The 18,292-nt window shown below is 46.6% G+C and carries 15 protein-coding genes; 14 read left to right on the forward strand and 1 reads right to left on the reverse strand.

Going from position 1 to position 18,292, the window contains the following annotated elements; genetic code table 11:
• The first annotated feature begins 37 nt into the window (after window positions 1-37).
• From TX85_RS02855 to TX85_RS02890, 8 genes are all read left to right on the forward strand, one after another.
• On the forward strand, window positions 38-1,069 hold the full coding sequence (locus TX85_RS02855; protein ID WP_044477636.1) for a glycosyltransferase family 4 protein: 1,032 nt from the start codon (window positions 38-40) through the stop codon (window positions 1,067-1,069).
• Between the two features lie 3 nt (window positions 1,070-1,072).
• The gene (locus TX85_RS02860) at window positions 1,073-1,978 is read left to right on the forward strand and encodes a glycosyltransferase (protein ID WP_044477637.1); all 906 of its coding nucleotides are present in this window, start codon (window positions 1,073-1,075) and stop codon (window positions 1,976-1,978) included.
• A gap of 9 nt (window positions 1,979-1,987) precedes the next feature.
• Entirely contained in the window at window positions 1,988-3,328 is a 1,341-nt protein-coding gene (locus TX85_RS02865; protein ID WP_044477638.1) for an oligosaccharide flippase family protein, read from the forward strand.
• 16 nt (window positions 3,329-3,344) lie between these two features.
• Window positions 3,345-4,319 (forward strand): polysaccharide pyruvyl transferase family protein, encoded by a 975-nt coding sequence (locus TX85_RS02870; protein ID WP_044477639.1) that lies wholly within the window; start codon window positions 3,345-3,347, stop codon window positions 4,317-4,319.
• Window positions 4,320-4,394: 75 nt separating this feature from the next.
• A complete protein-coding gene (locus tag TX85_RS02875) occupies window positions 4,395-5,774 on the forward strand; it encodes a sugar phosphate nucleotidyltransferase (protein ID WP_044477640.1) in 1,380 nt (459 codons plus the stop codon).
• Window positions 5,775-5,800: 26 nt separating this feature from the next.
• Window positions 5,801-7,135, forward strand: coding sequence for a UDP-glucose dehydrogenase family protein (locus TX85_RS02880; protein ID WP_044477641.1), 1,335 nt, complete (start codon window positions 5,801-5,803; stop codon window positions 7,133-7,135).
• Window positions 7,136-7,180: 45 nt separating this feature from the next.
• Window positions 7,181-10,402, forward strand: a complete 3,222-nt coding sequence (locus TX85_RS02885) for a hypothetical protein (RefSeq protein WP_044477642.1) — start codon at window positions 7,181-7,183, stop codon at window positions 10,400-10,402.
• A gap of 90 nt (window positions 10,403-10,492) precedes the next feature.
• Complete coding sequence (locus TX85_RS02890) at window positions 10,493-11,329, forward strand: hypothetical protein (RefSeq protein WP_044477643.1); 837 nt, start codon at window positions 10,493-10,495, stop codon at window positions 11,327-11,329.
• Between the two features lies 1 nt (window position 11,330).
• On the opposite strand, the gene TX85_RS02895 is transcribed toward TX85_RS02890, so the two are convergent.
• The gene (locus tag TX85_RS02895) at window positions 11,331-11,687 is read right to left on the reverse strand and encodes a helix-turn-helix domain-containing protein (RefSeq protein ID WP_044477644.1); all 357 of its coding nucleotides are present in this window, start codon (window positions 11,685-11,687) and stop codon (window positions 11,331-11,333) included.
• Between the two features lie 549 nt (window positions 11,688-12,236).
• On the opposite strand from TX85_RS02895, the gene thrS reads away from it, so the two are divergent.
• The 6 genes from thrS to TX85_RS02920 all read left to right on the forward strand — a co-directional run bounded on the left by thrS (window position 12,237) and on the right by TX85_RS02920 (window position 18,123).
• Complete coding sequence (gene thrS, locus TX85_RS02900; protein WP_044479752.1) at window positions 12,237-14,174, forward strand: threonine--tRNA ligase; 1,938 nt, start codon at window positions 12,237-12,239, stop codon at window positions 14,172-14,174.
• A gap of 71 nt (window positions 14,175-14,245) precedes the next feature.
• Window positions 14,246-14,971, forward strand: coding sequence for a 3D domain-containing protein (locus TX85_RS02905; protein WP_044477645.1), 726 nt, complete (start codon window positions 14,246-14,248; stop codon window positions 14,969-14,971).
• An 81-nt stretch (window positions 14,972-15,052) separates the two neighbouring features.
• Window positions 15,053-15,196, forward strand: a complete 144-nt coding sequence (locus TX85_RS26980) for a hypothetical protein (protein WP_187375126.1) — start codon at window positions 15,053-15,055, stop codon at window positions 15,194-15,196.
• Between the two features lie 253 nt (window positions 15,197-15,449).
• Window positions 15,450-16,421 (forward strand): cell wall-active antibiotics response protein LiaF, encoded by a 972-nt coding sequence (gene liaF, locus TX85_RS02910; RefSeq protein WP_044477646.1) that lies wholly within the window; start codon window positions 15,450-15,452, stop codon window positions 16,419-16,421.
• A gap of 3 nt (window positions 16,422-16,424) precedes the next feature.
• Window positions 16,425-17,474, forward strand: a complete 1,050-nt coding sequence (locus TX85_RS02915; protein ID WP_044477647.1) for a sensor histidine kinase — start codon at window positions 16,425-16,427, stop codon at window positions 17,472-17,474.
• A complete protein-coding gene (locus TX85_RS02920; RefSeq protein WP_044477648.1) occupies window positions 17,464-18,123 on the forward strand; it encodes a response regulator in 660 nt (219 codons plus the stop codon). The genes TX85_RS02915 and TX85_RS02920 overlap by 11 nt, the downstream gene beginning before the upstream one ends.
• The last annotated feature ends 169 nt before the right edge of the window (window positions 18,124-18,292 follow it).

Below are 18,292 nucleotides of genomic sequence, written 5' to 3' on the forward strand. Positions count from 1 at the left end.
GAAAAGTTGATTCCAGCATGTTTAGGGAGAGTTAGCGATGAAAGTATGGATGTGGCCGAAATCTAGCGAGTTGAACTTTTACAATGATTTATTATCGAATTCGCTTTGCGATGCAGGCCTGGACATTATGGATCTGCGACATGGCAGGCTGATGCTGAAGGTCGGCCAAGTGAGATCAGGGGACATCGTTCACATTCATTGGATGCATCATGCCTACCAAAATGAGAATCCGCTGCTGTTTATCGTGAAATCATTCATCTTGGTATTGACGATGCTGTATTTGAGGTTAAAGAATGTACAACTGATTTGGACCATTCATAATCTGTATCCGCATCATGTGAAATATCCAAGCATGGAGCGCTTTATGCGGTCCTTAATTTGCCGTTTTTGCAACAAGCTGATCGTCGCTTCCGGATCGATTAAGTCAAAAGTAATGACGGAGTTCGGCGTTCCGGATCATAAGCTGTTCGTGGTGAAGCATGGTCATTATTTAGGTGTATACAGCCCAAATGGTAAGGATTTTAGACAAATATATAATATCGGCAAAGACAGCCATGTTTATTTGTTCATGGGCGCGATCAAGGCATATAAGGGTGTGGAGGATCTAGTAGAGGCCTTTAATTCAATAAAGACAGAACGATCTTACCTTATTATTGCGGGTAAAGCGGACCAAGAAATGCAGAATTATTTGCAGACTATCAGAGATAAGGATCGGGTGATTATGGATCTGCGATTCATACCTAATGAAGAGGTTGCCGATCTGATCAATGCGGTGGATGTCATGGTGATGCCTTATAAGGAAATTACAACCTCCGGCACCGCTATACTCGGGTTGTCGTTCAAGAAGCTGATTGTTATGCCTAAAAATGATTTCATTGATGATTATTTCAGAGAAGACATGGTTGTCAGTTATGATCCATCAGAAGGCAATGGATTAATGAATGCAATGAAGAGGACGTTAAATGTGAAAAAGGAAGAGAAATCACCTGAATATGAAGAAGTGCTTAGGGAATTAGACTGGAGGCTCATTGCAAAGCAAATCAAAAACGTTTATCAAGGATGGGGATGAACGATGAACAGAGTCGTAACGGTGGCAATTTGTACGCATAATCGAGCAAAAGATACAAGTGAAGCTATTGAGAGTGTAGTGCTCCAGAGTTACGCGAAAGAGGACATCGAAATTATTGTTATCGACAATCGATCTACGGATAACACCATGGATATGGTGAACGATCTGAGGAGTCGTCACGGATCAAGGATACGTTATATTTATGAGAATAAGCTCGGATTATCGGTTGCCCGGAATCGGGCGATACATGAAGCAAGGGGCGAGTATATTCTTTTTCTCGATGATGATGCGATAGCTTCTAAAGATTGGGTGCATGAAATTGTAGATGTTTTTGAAAGTGACCCTACGATCGGTTGTGTTGGCGGAAGAATAGACCCGATCTGGGAAGCTGCAGAGCCCTATTGGATTCCAGAAGAACATCGTTCAGTGTTTACGATTCTCGATTATTCCAGCAAAGTGCAGGAAATGCCTGCTCCGTCTATTCCGTACGGCGCGAATGTCGCCTTTCGAACGAGTATTTTTAAGCATATGAAGCCGTTCCGCGAGGACCTGGGGCGTGTCGGCAATAAATTGCTGTCGAGCGAAGAAAGCGAGCTGATTGCCAGACTTCGGGAAAATTACAAAGTATACTATACGCCTTATGGACAGGTGCAGCACAAAATAGCGAAGGAGAGAACGACAAAGAAATGGTTCCTGAAGCGGATATTCTGGCAGGGGGTAAGCGATGCGGTCAGACGCCAGGATAACAGCCCTATTCTTGTGTTCAAGCATATCATCCGGATGCTGCAGGCTATTTTGTCGTCGATACTCTCCATTTTTCACTATAAGTCTTTCATCAGACAGATTACTAAAATTTGTTACCGGAATGGATCGCTAGTTGGTATCCTCCGCTACAACGGTAGGGGATGAGCAAAAAATATGAATCAGCTCATGTTTCGTAAAGCATGGAGTGGAGATGGATTAGTTCAGACGATCTTTCGTACCAGTGCAACAAATCTCTTAGTGATGGTTATCAGTACACTTACCTCGATTGTGACGGCCCGTATGTTTGGAGTTGTCGGGAAAGGTGAATTCTCGGCTATTATCTTCTGGCCAACATTACTTGCAGGCCTTGTGGGATTTGGCCTTCCGACATCACTAATCTACAACCTCAAACAAAATCGGGGCAGTGAGGCCGATTTTGTAAGGGCAGGCTTCCTATTTCAAGTGCCCGTCAGCATCATCACGGGTGTTATTGCTTGGACTTGGCTGCCCTCATGGCTTGGGAATTATCCTGAAGCGGTTATCGAGACCTCAAGGTGGTACACGGTACTAATGCTGCCGATCTTGCTTGCGGTTAATTTGATTTCTGCACTAGCGCAAAGCTGCGGCAAATTTAACGTGTATAACGGCGTACGTTTATTCTTCCCGTTAATCAATCTTGCCGGACTTATTGCACTGTGGATTATTGGAAACTTAAGTCTTCATTATGCGGCACTGGCGTTTCTTCTAACCAGTATATTTGTCATTTTCTGGGCTGTGTACAGTATGCGGGATGATCTGCGAATTCATTGGTTTAGAGATTTAGGTAATACCACGGCGGCAAAGGCTTTATTCGGTTATGGAAGCAAAGTATTTGGCGTAGAGCTGCTGGGGACTCTGTATTCTCAATTCGATAAGCTTGTCATTCTATCGATGCTAACAGCAAGAGATCTAGGTCTGTATACTGTCGTATACGCGTTATCACGGGTATTTAACGTTGTTCAAACAGCGATTACGAATGTTATTTTTCCGAAGGTAACCGGTATGGCGGCGGATGCAATCATGGCTACGGTTGGGCGGGCGTTTCGCTTATCGATGCTCTTGATGATGCTTGTTGTTATTCCCTGTATGTTCGTCGGCCGCTTCCTGATGGGGATATTATTCGGTGCGCCTTTCTTAGAAGCTAGCGGAGCTTTCTATCTTTTGTCTATAGAGTGTATCCTCGGAGGTGGCTCATGGATCCTGGCATCCTCATTCAACGCGATGGGTAGACCCGGACTTGTACTGATACGGCAGCTTATAGCGCTGACAGTAACGATCGGGTTATTTTTCGTATTGGTTCCATTATATGGGCTTAACGGGATCGCGCTTGCTTTATTAATCGGTGCTGTCATCCGATTATTGGTGACGATGGCCGCGATGAGAATTGTATTTCAAGTAAAGATGAGCACTCTGTTATTTGATAAAAATGATTTTCGTTTTTTGCTGGAACGCATAAAGGACAAGACAAAAAAATAAAGGAGTGCGCTGAGATATGTCGATGGAACTAATCGTTCACCCGATGGACGTGTTGAAAAATCAGCTTCGCAAAATATTGCGTGTGATCCCGCCGGGATCAAGCATTTACTATGTTGATTATCCCGTTCATAGCAATGGCGGTGATCTGCTAATTATGAAAGGCACAGAGGCATTTTTCAAGGATTACGATATCATTGTTCAAACGCGATATAGTGTTCTGGATTTCCCTGACAAGCTGAATATTCCTACAGACCAGATCATTGTTCTCCATGGCGGAGGGAATTTCGGAGACCTGTACCCGGCACATCAAAAGCTGCGTGAGAAAATAATTACGGATTACCCTCATCACCGGGTCGTTATTCTGCCGCAGACTATCTTTTATATAGAAGAATCCGAATTCGATCGTACGGCTCAAATTTTCAATCAGCACAGTGACGTCCATCTCTATGTTCGAGACACCTTGTCCTACGATATGGCGCTGGAGAAGTTCAATACGTGTAACGTCTATTTATCGCCGGATATGGCTCACCAATTGTGGCCAATCATGCCTACGAGTGATCCAGTGAAGGAGTTGTTGTACTTTTTCCGTACAGATATTGAGAAGACGAAAGAGCAAGAAGAGCTGGAATTATCGGGACGCGGCGACTACCTGGATTGGATTTCATTATATAACCGGGTCGAGAAGAAGACGATCAGCATGATTGTTAACCGAATGCGAAAAGGCGGAGGCCCGCTTCCTATGCAAGTGATTTGGAGCAAGTATACGGATTATCTCGTGGACAAAGCCGTCAAACGGTTCAGCGGCTATCAGCATGTGCAGACTTCCAGACTGCATGGACATATCTTGTCTTGCTTGTTGGACAAGCCTAATATATTGCTCGATAATTCATACGGCAAAAATTCCAATTACTATAACACATGGACAAGCGGAATTAAATCCGCGCAGCTAGTTGCGGCAAGCCCCCAAACTGAGCTTATGCTTTCGAAGTAAGTTTTGTTTCACAAAACTTAAGCTTATGCTTTCGAAGTAAGTTTTGTTTCACAAAACTTTGTAGGAGAGGATATCATGAAAATTGTTCTTCTATCAGGGGGATCAGGTAAACGCCTGTGGCCCTTATCGAATGAATCGCGCTCCAAACAGTTTTTGAAGGTGCTTGAGAATGAGGCTGGCGAGCGGGAGTCCATGGTGCAGCGTGTATGGAGGCAGATTTCTAAGGCTGGCCTTCGTGAGCATGCATTTATTGGAACCAGTAAGGCACAGGTTGAAATGATTCATAGCCAACTGGGAAGCGAGATTGAAGTCATCGTTGAGCCAGAGCGAAGAGATACATTTCCGGCGATTGCACTGGCGGCTGCCTACTTATATTCGGTACAAGATGTTGCCCTGAACGAGACCATTGTTGTAATGCCAGTTGATCCTTATGTGGAGGAATCATTCTTCTCTAAGACGAAGGAGCTTGAGGATGTTCTTCAGCAATCCGGTGCGGATTTAGCGCTTATGGGAGTTAAGCCGACATATCCTTCCGAGAAATATGGATATATCGTCCCCGATAACGGTGCTAAGGTTGAGGATGACGAGCCTTTCGTAACCGTTCATAGTTTTAAAGAGAAACCCCGTGAGGAAGAGGCGGTAGCCATGATAGAGCAGGCTGCGCTTTGGAACTGCGGTGTTTTTGCTTTTAAGCTTGATTTTCTGATTAACATCTTGATTGCAAATGACTTTCCGATCCAGTATGACGAGATGTTGAAGCAATACGGCAGACTTCCCAAGACTAGCTTTGACTATGAAGTTGTGGAGAAAGCCAATCATATTGTCGCACTTCCTTATAGGGGGGACTGGAAGGATCTTGGGACGTGGAACACGCTTACGGAAGAAATCGAATCCTCAATTGTTGGCAATGGAATGATGAGCGGAGCTTGTCATAATACGCATGTAATCAATGAACTAGATATACCCATTACGCTGCTTAATTTATCCAACGTTGTCGTAGCGGCAAGTCCGGACGGCATTCTGGTCTCGGACAAGGCTGCAAGTCCGATGATCAAAGAGGTCATGAAGCATTCGGATCAGCGGCCGATGTACGAGGAGCGGCGTTGGGGAGGTTACCGGGTGCTAGACTACTTGAAGTATCCGGATGGTAAAGAAGTTCTAACGAAGCGAATCTGCATTACGCCAGGTCAGAACTTAAGCTACCAATACCATCTGCTCAGAGACGAAGTATGGACGATCGTATCTGGTGAAGGTGAGATGGTGCTTAACGGCAAGCACTTTCCAGTGAAGCCGGGCGATGTCCTGGTCATATCCAAAGACAGCAGACACAGCCTGCGTGCTGTAACTGAAATGGACATTATCGAAGTTCAGACCGGGACTGAGCTTATCGAAGAAGATATCGTAAGGCTTGCTTTTGATTGGAATGAAATTATACAGCTGTGCACGGTTAATTGAACCATTTAAATGAAGGAGTGAGGGATATGAACATTACGATCATCGGAACCGGATATGTAGGGCTAGTATCCGGCGTCTGCTATGCGGAGATCGGTAACGACGTCATCTGTGTAGATAAGGACCCGTATAAGATTGATCTGTTAAACAAGGGTAAGGTTCCTATTTATGAACCAGGCCTAAAGGAACTGATTGCAACTAATCGTTTGGCGGGAAGGCTTGCATTTACATCTAATTTATCGAATGCCGTAAGGCATTCCGACATTGTCATCATAGCAGTCGGAACGCCGCCTCTGCCGAGCGGGGAAGCAAATCTGTCTTACATCGATCAAGCGGCGGTTGAAATTGCAAAAGCGATGAATGGATACAAAATCATTACAGTGAAAAGCACTGTACCGGTGGGAACAAATGAAAGACTTGCCAAATTAATAAAATCTCATACAAACATGGCGTTTGATAGCATTTCTCTACCGGAGTTTCTGCGGGAAGGCTCTGCGATTCAGGATACGCTTTATCCTGACCGAGTCATCATCGGTGCCGAATGCCAGAAGGCGGCAGATACGATGGTTCAGCTGCATAAGCCGTTGACACCGAATATTGTCGTGACAGATATCCGCAGCGCAGAAATGATTAAGTATGCATCTAATGCATTTCTTGCAACAAAAATTTCATTTATTAACGAAATTGCTAACATATGCGAGAAGGTCGGCGCAGACGTGACTAAGGTTGCGGAGGGGATGGGATATGACAAACGAATAGGGTCTTCATTTTTAAAGGCCGGGATCGGCTATGGAGGCTCTTGTTTTCCAAAGGATACGAGTGCGCTCATTCAAATTGCCGGAAATGTTGATTACGAATTCAAGTTGCTCCGATCGGTCGTAGAGGTGAATCAGGATCAAAGATTTAACGTTATCCGTAAGCTGGAGACGATTTTTGATGGTGAGTTAAACGGAACAACGATTGCGGTCTGGGGACTCTCGTTCAAACCGAATACCGATGATGTACGTGAATCGCCGGCGTTGGAGATTATTCAGCATTTGGTGGATAACGGAGTAAGAGTAAAAACCTATGACCCTGTAGCGATGGAAAGCTTCCAATCTCTATTCGGAAAGGAGGGTGTGATATGGTGTGAGGATGCAATGGAAGCAGCACAAGATGCAGATGCGCTATGCTTACTTACGGAATGGCATGAGTTTGCAAAAGTTGATCTTCATGAACTGCAAAAGGTATTGAAACAGCCGATTCTAATCGATGGGCGTAATGTGTTCAATGAGGAACAAGTACTTGGAACCGGTTTTATTTATTACTCGGTAGGTCGTCCTAATTTAAATCAAGGCGTGAAAGAGAAGGTGCCTGCTCTCTAGAGGCGGTTAATAAGGATTTACCAAATTATATCCGAGGTGAATAAGATGTCGCTTAGAAAAAAAGTAACTGTATCCGCTCTTGTCCTTTCTATGCTGACCGCAACTGTTGGAATCTTGCCCCTCAGCACAAAGGGTCCCATGGAGAAGCTGAGCCTGATCCAGATGGCGAATGCCGCCGAAATGGAGCAGTCATCAGGATTTTTCAGGGAACGATTAAGCGAATTATACGCTGCTCTGGCAATTGATCCTGAGGGTCTCCAGGATGTCATAAATCTGCGTGAAGAAATAACCAGGCTTCAATTCGTAGAAGTCCAACCTCTAATCAGTCCGATCTGGAGCAAGGTGAATGCAAGACTCCCTGAAACCGTTGATCGAAAGGAACTAAGAGAAGGTCTGATTCACCTTTTTAAGACGGTCAGCACGATCCAAACCATGTCGGAATTGGAGGAGCTTCGATCCAATCCTGAATTCAACGCAACGTTGAGAATGATTGCGGCCGCATTTGGACATGAAGATTTAAGCGTGGATGATTTCATTGTATTTCTGTTTGGGGACGGCGGAAGCCGTTTGGGCTTGGAAGGAACAGTCGCCGGCACCCTGGAAAATATGCCATTGACTCAGTTAGCCGGATTAATAGGTAATAGCCAAGCTGCTACTGAAATCCTGCTCCAAGCGGTAGACAAGCTGCTGGAGGAAAACGATGCGTATAGAATCAGCTCCATTTTGAAGGAAATGGACATTTCTTCTCAGGATATTAGGTCATTGTTGACTAGCCTGCAGGGCAAACTTCAATATGATGACCAGGCTATCCATGCTATGATTATGGCTTATGTTCGTACAACCGTAGAGGCTACAGCCCAAATCAGCGAGGATGGCCGTCAACATATATACAGTTTGAATGCATTCGGAATTGAAATTCCAGCTTTCATCCTGCAATGGAGCAAGGTATCCGGGGATGCTGCCGTAAGCGTAACCTCAAACGGAGTTGTAACGATTCCTGAGGGCGCAGGCAGCGGTTCAGCCGTGATTCAAGCTAAACTGGCGAACCCTTATGGCAGCAGCACCGGTGTGATTTTTCAAAAAGAAGTGACTTTGAGAGAGACTTCCGGGGAAGAAACGGTGTTTCCAAGTGAGCAGTTCTTGGAACGGATGAATAAATTGCATGCGGCACTTGCAGCAGGGGATCCAGCCGATATTCAGGATGTGAGGAATCTTCGTGATGAAATTGCCGGACTCGATCCGGTTCTGGATGAAGCATTGATTGATCCAGTCTGGAACAAAATAGCTCCTAAGCTGCCGTCAACAGTGGATCAGGCTGAACTGAAAGCAAACCTCTTCCAGATGATTAAGGAAGTAGGCTCATTCCAGTATGATCCAACCGCATCGGAGCTCGAAGCGATTCGAAGTAATCCGAAGTTCCGCAGCACGCTGAAGACGATTGCGGCGGCTGGTGGTGACAGCCAAATCGTTATGGATGATTTCTTGCTGTTTATGTTCGGTGATGGCGGCTCTCGTAAAGGCATCGAAGGAACAATCCGGGATTTACTAGTCAATATGAATGCTGCTGAGCTATTAGGATTGCTGGGTAACAATGAAGCCATTACTGCAGTACTGCTTCAAGCAACAGAGCAACTGCTCAGTGAAACCGATGAATATAAGTTTAGCTCGATTTTAGAGAAGCTTGAGGTTACGCCGCAGGATCTGAGATCAACGGTGCTAAACTACCAAGTTAGGCTACAATATGATGTGCCGGCAATTAATGCAATGGCGGTCGCATATATGCGTTCAGAATCAACTGAACGGGTTGATGTAAGCGAAGATGGCCGTCAACATATATACAGTTTGAAGGTGTTTGGAGTCGACGTGCCTGCTATAGCTTTAAAGTGGGTTAAAGTATCAGGAAGCGATGACATCGAAGTATTGCCAAACGGTACGGTTACACTTGCTCCGCGCGTACCGAGCGCTTCCGCAGTTATTCAGGCACAGCTTTTCAACCCTTACGGTGGAAATGCTAAAGTAATTTTTGAGAAAGAAGTTACATTAACGGCCTCTATCGGAGAAGGAAACATCTTTCCAGTAGAGCAATTTCTAGAACGAATGGAGAAGCTGCATGCTGCTCTTCAGGCAAATGGATCTTCAGATGTAAGGGATGTTCGCAGGTTATGGGATGAGATCAATAACCTAAATGCCACGAAGGACGCCGCTCTGATCAATCAGATATGGAAGCCTATTGCAGAGAAGCTCCCGGATTCTGTTGATAAAAAAGAAGTGAAGAAGAACTTGTTTGAGCTCATTACTTCAGTTGGTTCCCTACCGTATGATCTGGAGGGTTCACAGCTTGAAGCCATTCGCACAAATCCGGACTTCGTGGCAACGATGGGAATTATTGCGGAGGCTGCAGGAGTATCCAATCTGTCGATCGACGATTTCCTTATTCTGCTATATGGTGATAATGGCGAACATAGTGGAGTTGAAGGAGCCATACGCAATACGATATCGAATATGAATTCAAAAGAATTGGCCGCATTCTTGAAAAATAAGAATGGCCTCGATCGTATTAAAGAGGCAGCGCTGGAAGCGGTTCTATCGGATCGGAACGGATATGTGTTAAGTGAAGCCTTGTTTAACCTTGGTGTTAAACCGAAGGCTGCAACTTCTTTGGTACAGAATTTTAAGACGAGATTAAGATATGATGTGCCGGCGGTCAGAGCAATAAGCGCTGCCTTTATCTCTTCCGAAACAGAATCAAAGGCAGAGATTACCCAAAATGGGCGCCAACATGTATATACGCTGACGGTTCTAGGTGTTGAGCTTCCTTCCTCAGCTCTGAAGTGGAAAAAGGTATCGGGAAGCAAGGATGTAAAGGTAACTTCAAACGGAAAAGTAACCCTTGATAAAAAGGTCCAAAAGGGTACCGCTATTATTCAGGCTACGCTGGTTAATTTATTTGGGGGCAATTCCAAAGTGATCTTTACACAAGAGATTACGCTTACCAATGGAGTGGTTGATCCGGAAGTTCAAATTCAGAATATCGTTCATTCGCTTCAAGGTAAGTTAGCCGAAATAAAAACAAGGTTTGATTCTGCAACGATTGATGCCGAAAAAGTTCAGTTGATAATGGAAGTTGTGCAGGCAGGAAATGATAGCTTCGATCGGATTAATGAGATTGATGCATCTAAAACCGTCAAGAATAAAGCAATCAACAATGTAAAAAAACAAGTTAATGAAATGATGGATTACATTTTGCAAGATCTATTGAAATTCTAAGACCAAGCCAGCTCTTCCTGCAACCAGGAGGGCTGGCCTATTTCTTTTACCAATCGGTACACTTTGTAGGAAGGCGGTGTTCACATCACAATGGGACAACAACGAATCCGCAAGAGAAGGCGGCGTCGATTTCGAAAACCGGATATAGTCATTTTTATCTTATCCACGATCACTATTCTCTTACTTTTTCTATGGGGGGGATTGTATTGGAAGGAGTCGTCGGAAAACAAATTAATTGTTAATGCCAGTGAACAAGAAGAATTCCAACAAATCCTGCTGGAAGACAATGATCTATTATTACTTGATGTTGAGGATATCACTGCAGAGGCAGTAGAACAAAATGAAGAACTCGGAGAGCCGGGGGATGCTTCAGCAAAACCGGGTACGCAAGTCCAGACAAATAAGGATGCCCAAGGTTTGCAGACCTCCACGAATCAGAGTACCCCAAGCCAGGCATTACCGGATGCTCAAAGCACAACGAAGCCAGACGATTCAAGTACAACGAAGCCAGACGATTCGAGCACGACAAAGCCAGACGGTTCAAGCACAACGGACGTGGCTTCACCTAGCGCGGTACAATTAGACTCTACAGCGAATCTGATAGAGAAATATGAGCAAGAGTTCACACAACTTCAGGAAAAGTGTAGAAAGGATATGAGGGCAGCTTTAAGTGACGCGGAAAGCAGTATGCAGCAACTGGATAAAAGTGATCCCCGCAATGTAATCGCATGGAGAGATCAGTTAAACGCCGAATTATCAACGGCTGAATCAACCTGTGACGATTCATTCCAAAGAATTGTTCAAAATGCAGAGAATAATGCAGTATCTGCAGACGTCATCGAAGGCTGGAGTCAAAAGTATGACGATCTAAAGGCGAAACTTCAAGAGGAGTCAGAATCGAAGCTGCAACAACTAATGGGCGGTTAAATCATTCATCCTTTGGAAATTGCCGATCGCGGAGTACTCGTTCAAGTAAAATACGAATCAAATCAAGATCGTCCTTTTCCAAAGGGATCCCGTCCCAATGAAGTTGTTCGAAATTTAAATATTCTTTGGCATTATGATTTAGTTCTCCCGGTGGTTCTGGATAATTAGTAAGCCCCAGAAGATAATCCGCCGACGTGTTTAGTTTACGAGATATCGTTTGGATAGATTCCAGAGTAGGTTCACGGTAACCGGATTCATACCCTGCATACGTACTTTTGGCAACTCCAACGTAATCTGCAACTTCCTGCATCGTCAGTTTTCTCTTTTTGCGCAACTGCTTCAGTCGCTTCGCGAACATCCGCTAGCTCTCCCTTCAGACCCCGTAAATGACATTTCCGTTATGTGAAATACACTCCTATTCACTTCTAGCAAATGCAACCATAATTATAGCATGTTCACCAAACAACGCAATTAGGGAACTTCATTTCTTATGCAAATTATGCAAATTCGCGAAAGTTCCAACGTCGGGGCGGTTCTTGACGGAGCTTACCGATAGCTATATAATTACTGATAATTCGAAAAGCGTTGACAAAGACATGGGTCATGCAGAAAGAACGGATCAGAGAGAGGGAACATCAGGCTGGAATTCCCTTCGGTTTCGCTGTTGGCTTACCCCTTTGTAGCTGTAACTCCGAACCTTCCTGCTCAGCCTGGCTGAGCGGTTGTTATAAGAGCTGCCGGGCCATTCCCGTTACAGAATGCCGAATAAGGGCTTGACTGCATGGCAGATAAGCCGAATGAGGGTGGAACCACGGGTTATGATGCTCGTCCCTTTCCGGGGACGGGCTTTTTGCTGTCCGTTGCCGGTACTCCATATTATCAAATTATTGACTGGGAGGAAACAATCGTGGCAATCAAGATTTCACTGCCGGACGGTTCTGTCCGGGAATACGTAGAGGGGAATACGCTGGAGGATGTAGCAGCATCCATCAGCAGCGGCCTTCGGAAAAATGCGGTAGCCGGTAAAATTAACGGTCAAGCGGTAGATCTTAATACCGCGTTAACCGATGGCGCCCAAGTGGAGATCATTACATTGGACTCTAAGGATGGCGTGGAGATTATGCGTCACAGTACGGCGCATTTGATGGCTCAAGCCGTTAAACGTCTGTTTGGCGGCAAGGAAGTTAAGCTCGGGATTGGACCGGTGATTGAGGACGGATTTTACTACGATATGGACCTGGAGCATCCCTTGAACCCGGAAGATCTTCAGAAGATCGAGAAGGAAATGGAACGCATTATTGGGGAGAATCTACCGATTACGCGCCGTGAGGTCAGCCGCGAGGAAGCGGTGGCGATTTTCACGGAGCTTGGCGATCCATACAAGCTGGAACTGATTCGTGATCTGCCGGAGGACAGCGTGATTTCGATTTATGACCAAGGCGAATTTTTCGACCTGTGCCGCGGTCCTCACGTACCTTCCACCGGCAAGATCAAAGTGTTCAAGCTGCTGAGCGTAGCCGGAGCTTATTGGAGAGGCAACAGCGACAACAAGATGCTGCAGCGGATTTACGGAACAGCCTTCGTGAAGAAGGCTGAACTGGAGGAGCATTTGCGCCTGCTGGAAGAAGCGAAGAAGCGCGATCACCGCAAGCTGGGGAAAGAACTGAGCATCTTTACCTTTAACAACCTGGTCGGACAAGGCTTGCCGATCTGGCTTCCGAAGGGAGCAACCCTTCGCCGTACGCTTGAGCGGTACATCGTTGATATCGAAGAGCGCCTGGGCTATCAGCACGTGTACACTCCTGTACTCGGTAATGTTGATTTGTATAAAACGTCAGGACACTGGGATCATTACCAGGAAGATATGTTCCCGAAAATGGAGATCGACACCGAGGAGTTTGTGCTCCGTCCGATGAACTGTCCTCACCATATGATGGTGTATAAGAGTGATATGCGCAGCTACCGTGATCTGCCGATCCGCGTCGCTGAGCTTGGAATGCAGCACCGCTACGAGATGTCAGGCGCACTGACCGGTCTGCACCGTGTTCGCTCCATGACGCTGAATGATGCTCATATCTTCTGTCGGATGGATCAGATCAAGGATGAATTTACCCGTGTCCTGGAGTTAATCAAGCAGGTATACAGCGACTTCGGGATCAAGGAATACAAATTCCGTCTGTCCTATCGCGATCCTCAGGATACCGAGAAGTATTTCCCGGACGACAATATGTGGAATACAACTCAGCGCATGCTGCGTGAGGTTGTGGAAGAGGCAGGACTGCCGTTCTATGAAGCGGAAGGGGAAGCCGCCTTCTATGGTCCGAAGCTGGACGTGCAGGTGAAGACGGCTCTTGGCAAGGAAGAGACGCTGTCGACGATTCAGATCGACGTGCTGCTTCCGGAGCGCTTTGAGCTCGAATATGTGGGCGATGACGGCGCGAAGCACCGTCCGGTTGTATTGCACCGCGGTATCCTGGGAACCATGGAACGCTTTACGGCCTTTCTGCTTGAGAACTTTGCAGGGAATCTTCCGCTCTGGCTGTCCCCGATTCAAGCCAAGGTCATTCCTGTATCGCAGGCCTTTGACGACTATGCCCGTAAAGTGGAAGATACGCTCAGAGCTTCGGGCGTTCGTGTGGAAAGCGATCTGCGCAACGAAAAGCTGGGTTACAAAATCCGGGAAGCTCAGTTGGAGAAAATCCCTTACATGTTCGTCGTAGGCGAGAATGAGCAGCAAAATGCTACCGTATCCGTGCGCAAACGCGGAGAAGGAGACCTGGGAGCGAAGTCGCTGGATGAAGTTGCTGCCCAGCTTCAGAACGATATCCGCAACCACGTCATTTAACTTTTTTAAACGATGAATGTATAAACCAAGGCGCATATGGAAAACCTTCGCATTAAGGGGGAGGTTTTCATATGCGCCAATTTGCTATGTGGCGGAGAACTGTAATTGCACTGTTAATGACGGTTCTCCTAGTCCAGGCGATCGCCGCAGACAGCAAGCTTCAGGCTATGAATGATCACACTGGAAATGTAATGAACGGATATACACTAGAGCTCCGAATGGAGCAATACGAAACGATGGCTCAACGACTGGAGAAATTCCATGTGAGGCTTGAGCGGAATCAGAGCAACCAGTTAACACCGGTGCTGGCTAGGCAAGAGCAGAAGAATACGCAGAACAGTACGGTAGCGACAGCTGCGAATGAGACTGCTAAAGCCGCCAAGAAGGTCAAGGTCGTTGCTACAGGTTATACGGCTGGCTATGAATCGACGGGCAAGCATCCGAACCATCCGCAGTATGGAATCACGTACTCCGGCGTCAAGGTAAGACGCGATAAGGATACGATTTCGACCATTGCCGCCGATCTGAAGGTCTTTCCGATCGGAACGGTCCTTTATATTCCGGGCTATGGCTACGGAATCGTGGCGGATAAAGGCTCTGCGATTAAGGGGAACAAGATTGATCTGTACTTCAAGACCACCAAGCAGGTGTTCAAGGAGTGGGGCAAGAAAGAGGTAGAGGTTCAGATTATCCGCAAGGGAAGCGGTAAGCTGACGGAGGATATGCTGAGCAAGCTTGGAAAAGCGATGGAGGTCAGCAAGGAAATTCCTGATCATATGTGGGATCAAATCATTTGATTTTCCAGTTCAGGGCTTTGCATAATTCACCTTACTTGTATGCATAATACTTTCTGTAATGCACAGGGGAGGTGAATACAAGTGGCAAAGAAAAATAAGGCTGAATCGCCAGGCTATAAAACGCCTAACGAGAAGTTCAACGCCGAGTTTGCAGAGGAAAGCAATGCGACGATTGCGCAAAAAGCCAAAGCTTCGCATCAGGCCTCCAATCAGCAACAGAAATAACAAGATGAGTGAGCAACAGGCGTCCTGCAGAGGGCGCCTTTTTTAGGATAAATTCAATTTCCTTAAAATCCCATATCCCTCCGTCTGAAGACCGAGTTCGATTTCCATCCTGCGCCGCTGTTGTAACCAGAAGCGACTAAGGTAAACTGTAGATATATAAGTTGACCTAGGGAAAGTTGCATGAGAAGGCATAAATGTAAAGCACTTTACACGTTGCCCTCAGCAAGCTTTAGTCTATTTGGAGGGATTATTGATGAGGAACGGATTATGGGGACGCTTGATCGGCGGACTGGTGCTAATTAGCATTGGTACTTTATTTTTATTAAATCAGTTAGGGATTGCAACAATCAGTATCGGTGAGCTATTCTCAACGTATTGGCCTGTCTTTCTGATTCTGGCTGGCATATCGCAGCTGGGCAGCGGAAATTGGCGGGGCTCAAGCTTTATCGGAAGTGCCATTCTAATCGTGATCGGCGGTTATTTTCTGGCCCGGAATTTGGGTATGATCGACTTATCGCCGGGAGAGTTCTTTCGCTTTTTCTTCCCGGTAGCGTTAATAATCGGAGGATTGAATGTACTGCTTAAGCCGCGCGGCCGCAAGAAGTGCGGAACTGGCCCGGCAGACTATGATATACCGCCAGCACCATCTCAACCTCCGGTACCGCCAATTCCTGATCAATATATCCCGGAGATGAAATCGTCTTTGGATTCGATGTTTGACGGCCTGGAGAAGCAGCATGGTGGTAAGGACAAGGGATGGAAAGATACGCATAAACAAGACTTTGACAACCATACTCACCATCAGAATTACTTCAATGATGGAACGGAATCCTCCGGCAAGCGTGAAACGTTCAATAAAGCAGGGTTTATCGGAGATGTTCATCTGGGAGAGGATTACTTCGAGCTCCGGCCGACAAACATTTCTCATTTTATCGGGGATACGGTAATTGACCTGACGAAGGCGCAGATTCCGTACGGGGAGACGAAGATCAACGTATCAGCCTTTATCGGCGACGTGAAGATCTTTGTTCCGGAAGACATCGACCTGGGAATCAGCGCAGTATCCAATGCTTTTATCGGAGATTTAAAGATATTGAAGCAGAAGCAGGGAGGCTTCATGAGCAATGTACAGGCTCAATCCCCTTCCTATCATGAAGCAAGCAAACGCGTTAAACTGATCGTCAGCGTATTTATCGGCGATGTGAAAGTGAATACGGTGGGTTAGCTTATGATGGTTCAACGGATTCTGAAAAATACGAAATGGGAGCTGCTGCTATACTTTCTGTTAACAGGAAGTCTGGCGGCAGTTCTCCTCTATGGCGGGTATAAAGCGGGGGTCATTCATGTTCGTGATCCGCGGGTATTGACCTATGGAATCACCTTCGTTGTGGTGGCCACGCTGATTATCGGTTATATTGCCGGACGCCGGATCCAGGGCAGGATTGATCTGCTGCATCTGCAGATGCTTCAGGTGGCAAAAGGAAATTTGTCTGTTCGACTGCCGGATACGGTGGATCAGACCTTTGCCGGACTCTATCGGGAGTTCAATAATATGACCGAGGCTGTGGAGAAGAAGATGCAACTGCTTCAGCAATTAGGGGAGCAGGAGATTCTCGAAAAGGACAGAATGGTCGAAGGAGCAGTGCTGGAAGAACGCCGCAGGCTTGCCCGTGATCTTCATGATACGGTTAGTCAGCAGCTTTTTGCTATTCATATGGCGGCTTCTTCATTGCCTAAGGTCTTGGAAATGAATGCGGAGCAGGCCAATGCGGTAATGGGTCAACTGATCCAGATGTCTAATACGGCACAGAAGCAGATGCGGGCCTTGATAGCACAGCTTCGTCCTATGGAGCTTGTCGGGAAGACGCTGCCTGAAGCGCTGGATCAGTGGTTCCCGGATTATTGCCGTCAAAATGGGCTGAAGGGCATCAAGGAGATGGATGTGCAGGGACACATATCGGAGGCCAAGGAGCATCAGCTGTTCCTGATCATTCAGGAGGCGATGGCTAACATCGTCAAGCATGCGGGAGCGCAGCTGGTCAGTCTGTCTCTTAAGGAAGGGCCCAGACAGGTTGTGCTTGCGATTAGTGACGACGGGCAGGGCTTTAGCGGGAACGGACAGAAGCAGGGCTCTTATGGACTGACGACGATGCGAGAGCGCGCGGAGAAGCTGGGCGGACATGTTGAGATTATCAGCAAGTCCGGAGCGGGGACGACCATCCGTGTACATATACCCAAGTTCGAGGATGAGAAGGGGAGAGCGGATCATGAGCAGTAAGATTAAGGTGATGATTGTTGACGATCACGACATGGTGAGGATGGGCTTGAAGACTTATCTCATGCTGGATCCTGCATTTGAAGTCATAGCAGAGGCCGGGGACGGGATGGAGGCTCTTCAAGCTCTGGAGGCCCGGGAGGCGTCCATGCTGCCGGATCTGATACTGATGGACCTGATGATGCCGGTAATGAATGGAGCAGAAGCTACTGCTGCAATCCTGGCGAGGTTTCCGGGACTCAAGATCGTTATTTTGACCAGCTTTTTGGAGGATGAGCTTGTGGTTCAGGCCGTGGAGGCCGGGGCGGTCAGCTATGTTCTGAAGACGGTATCTGCGGAAGAGCTGATCTATGCGCTGCAAGGAGCTTATCGGGGGATGCCGGTAATGACAGGGGATGTCGCACAGGCATTGACACGGGGACTTCGCCAGCGAAGTATGCAAGGCAGCGATTCAGGGCTGACGGATCGGGAGAAGGAAGTATTGATGCTGATTGCGGAAGGCAAGAGCAATAAGGATATCGGAGAAGAGCTTCATATTAGTATTAAAACGGTGAAGACGCATGTGAGCAATTTGCTTATGAAATGCGAACTGGAGGATCGGACTCAATTGGCTATCTATGCCCATCGCCAGGGCTGGGTCAGCAAATCATAGTAGAGGAAGTTCAAAAAGTCAGCTTTTGATCACGAAGTAATTCAAGAGGGGCATTCGACATCGAATCTTGCGTTCACCCTAGAAGTCCGGTACTCATGTAGGTTTTGCCTACACTCCGTTCCTCCTTCTTCGGGTTCTCACAACCTTCTCGGTGCTGAAAAGCTGACTT

It is taken from the genome of Paenibacillus antibioticophila (genome assembly GCF_000455265.1).
Taxonomy (GTDB): Bacteria; Bacillota; Bacilli; order Paenibacillales; family Paenibacillaceae; genus Fontibacillus; species Fontibacillus antibioticophila.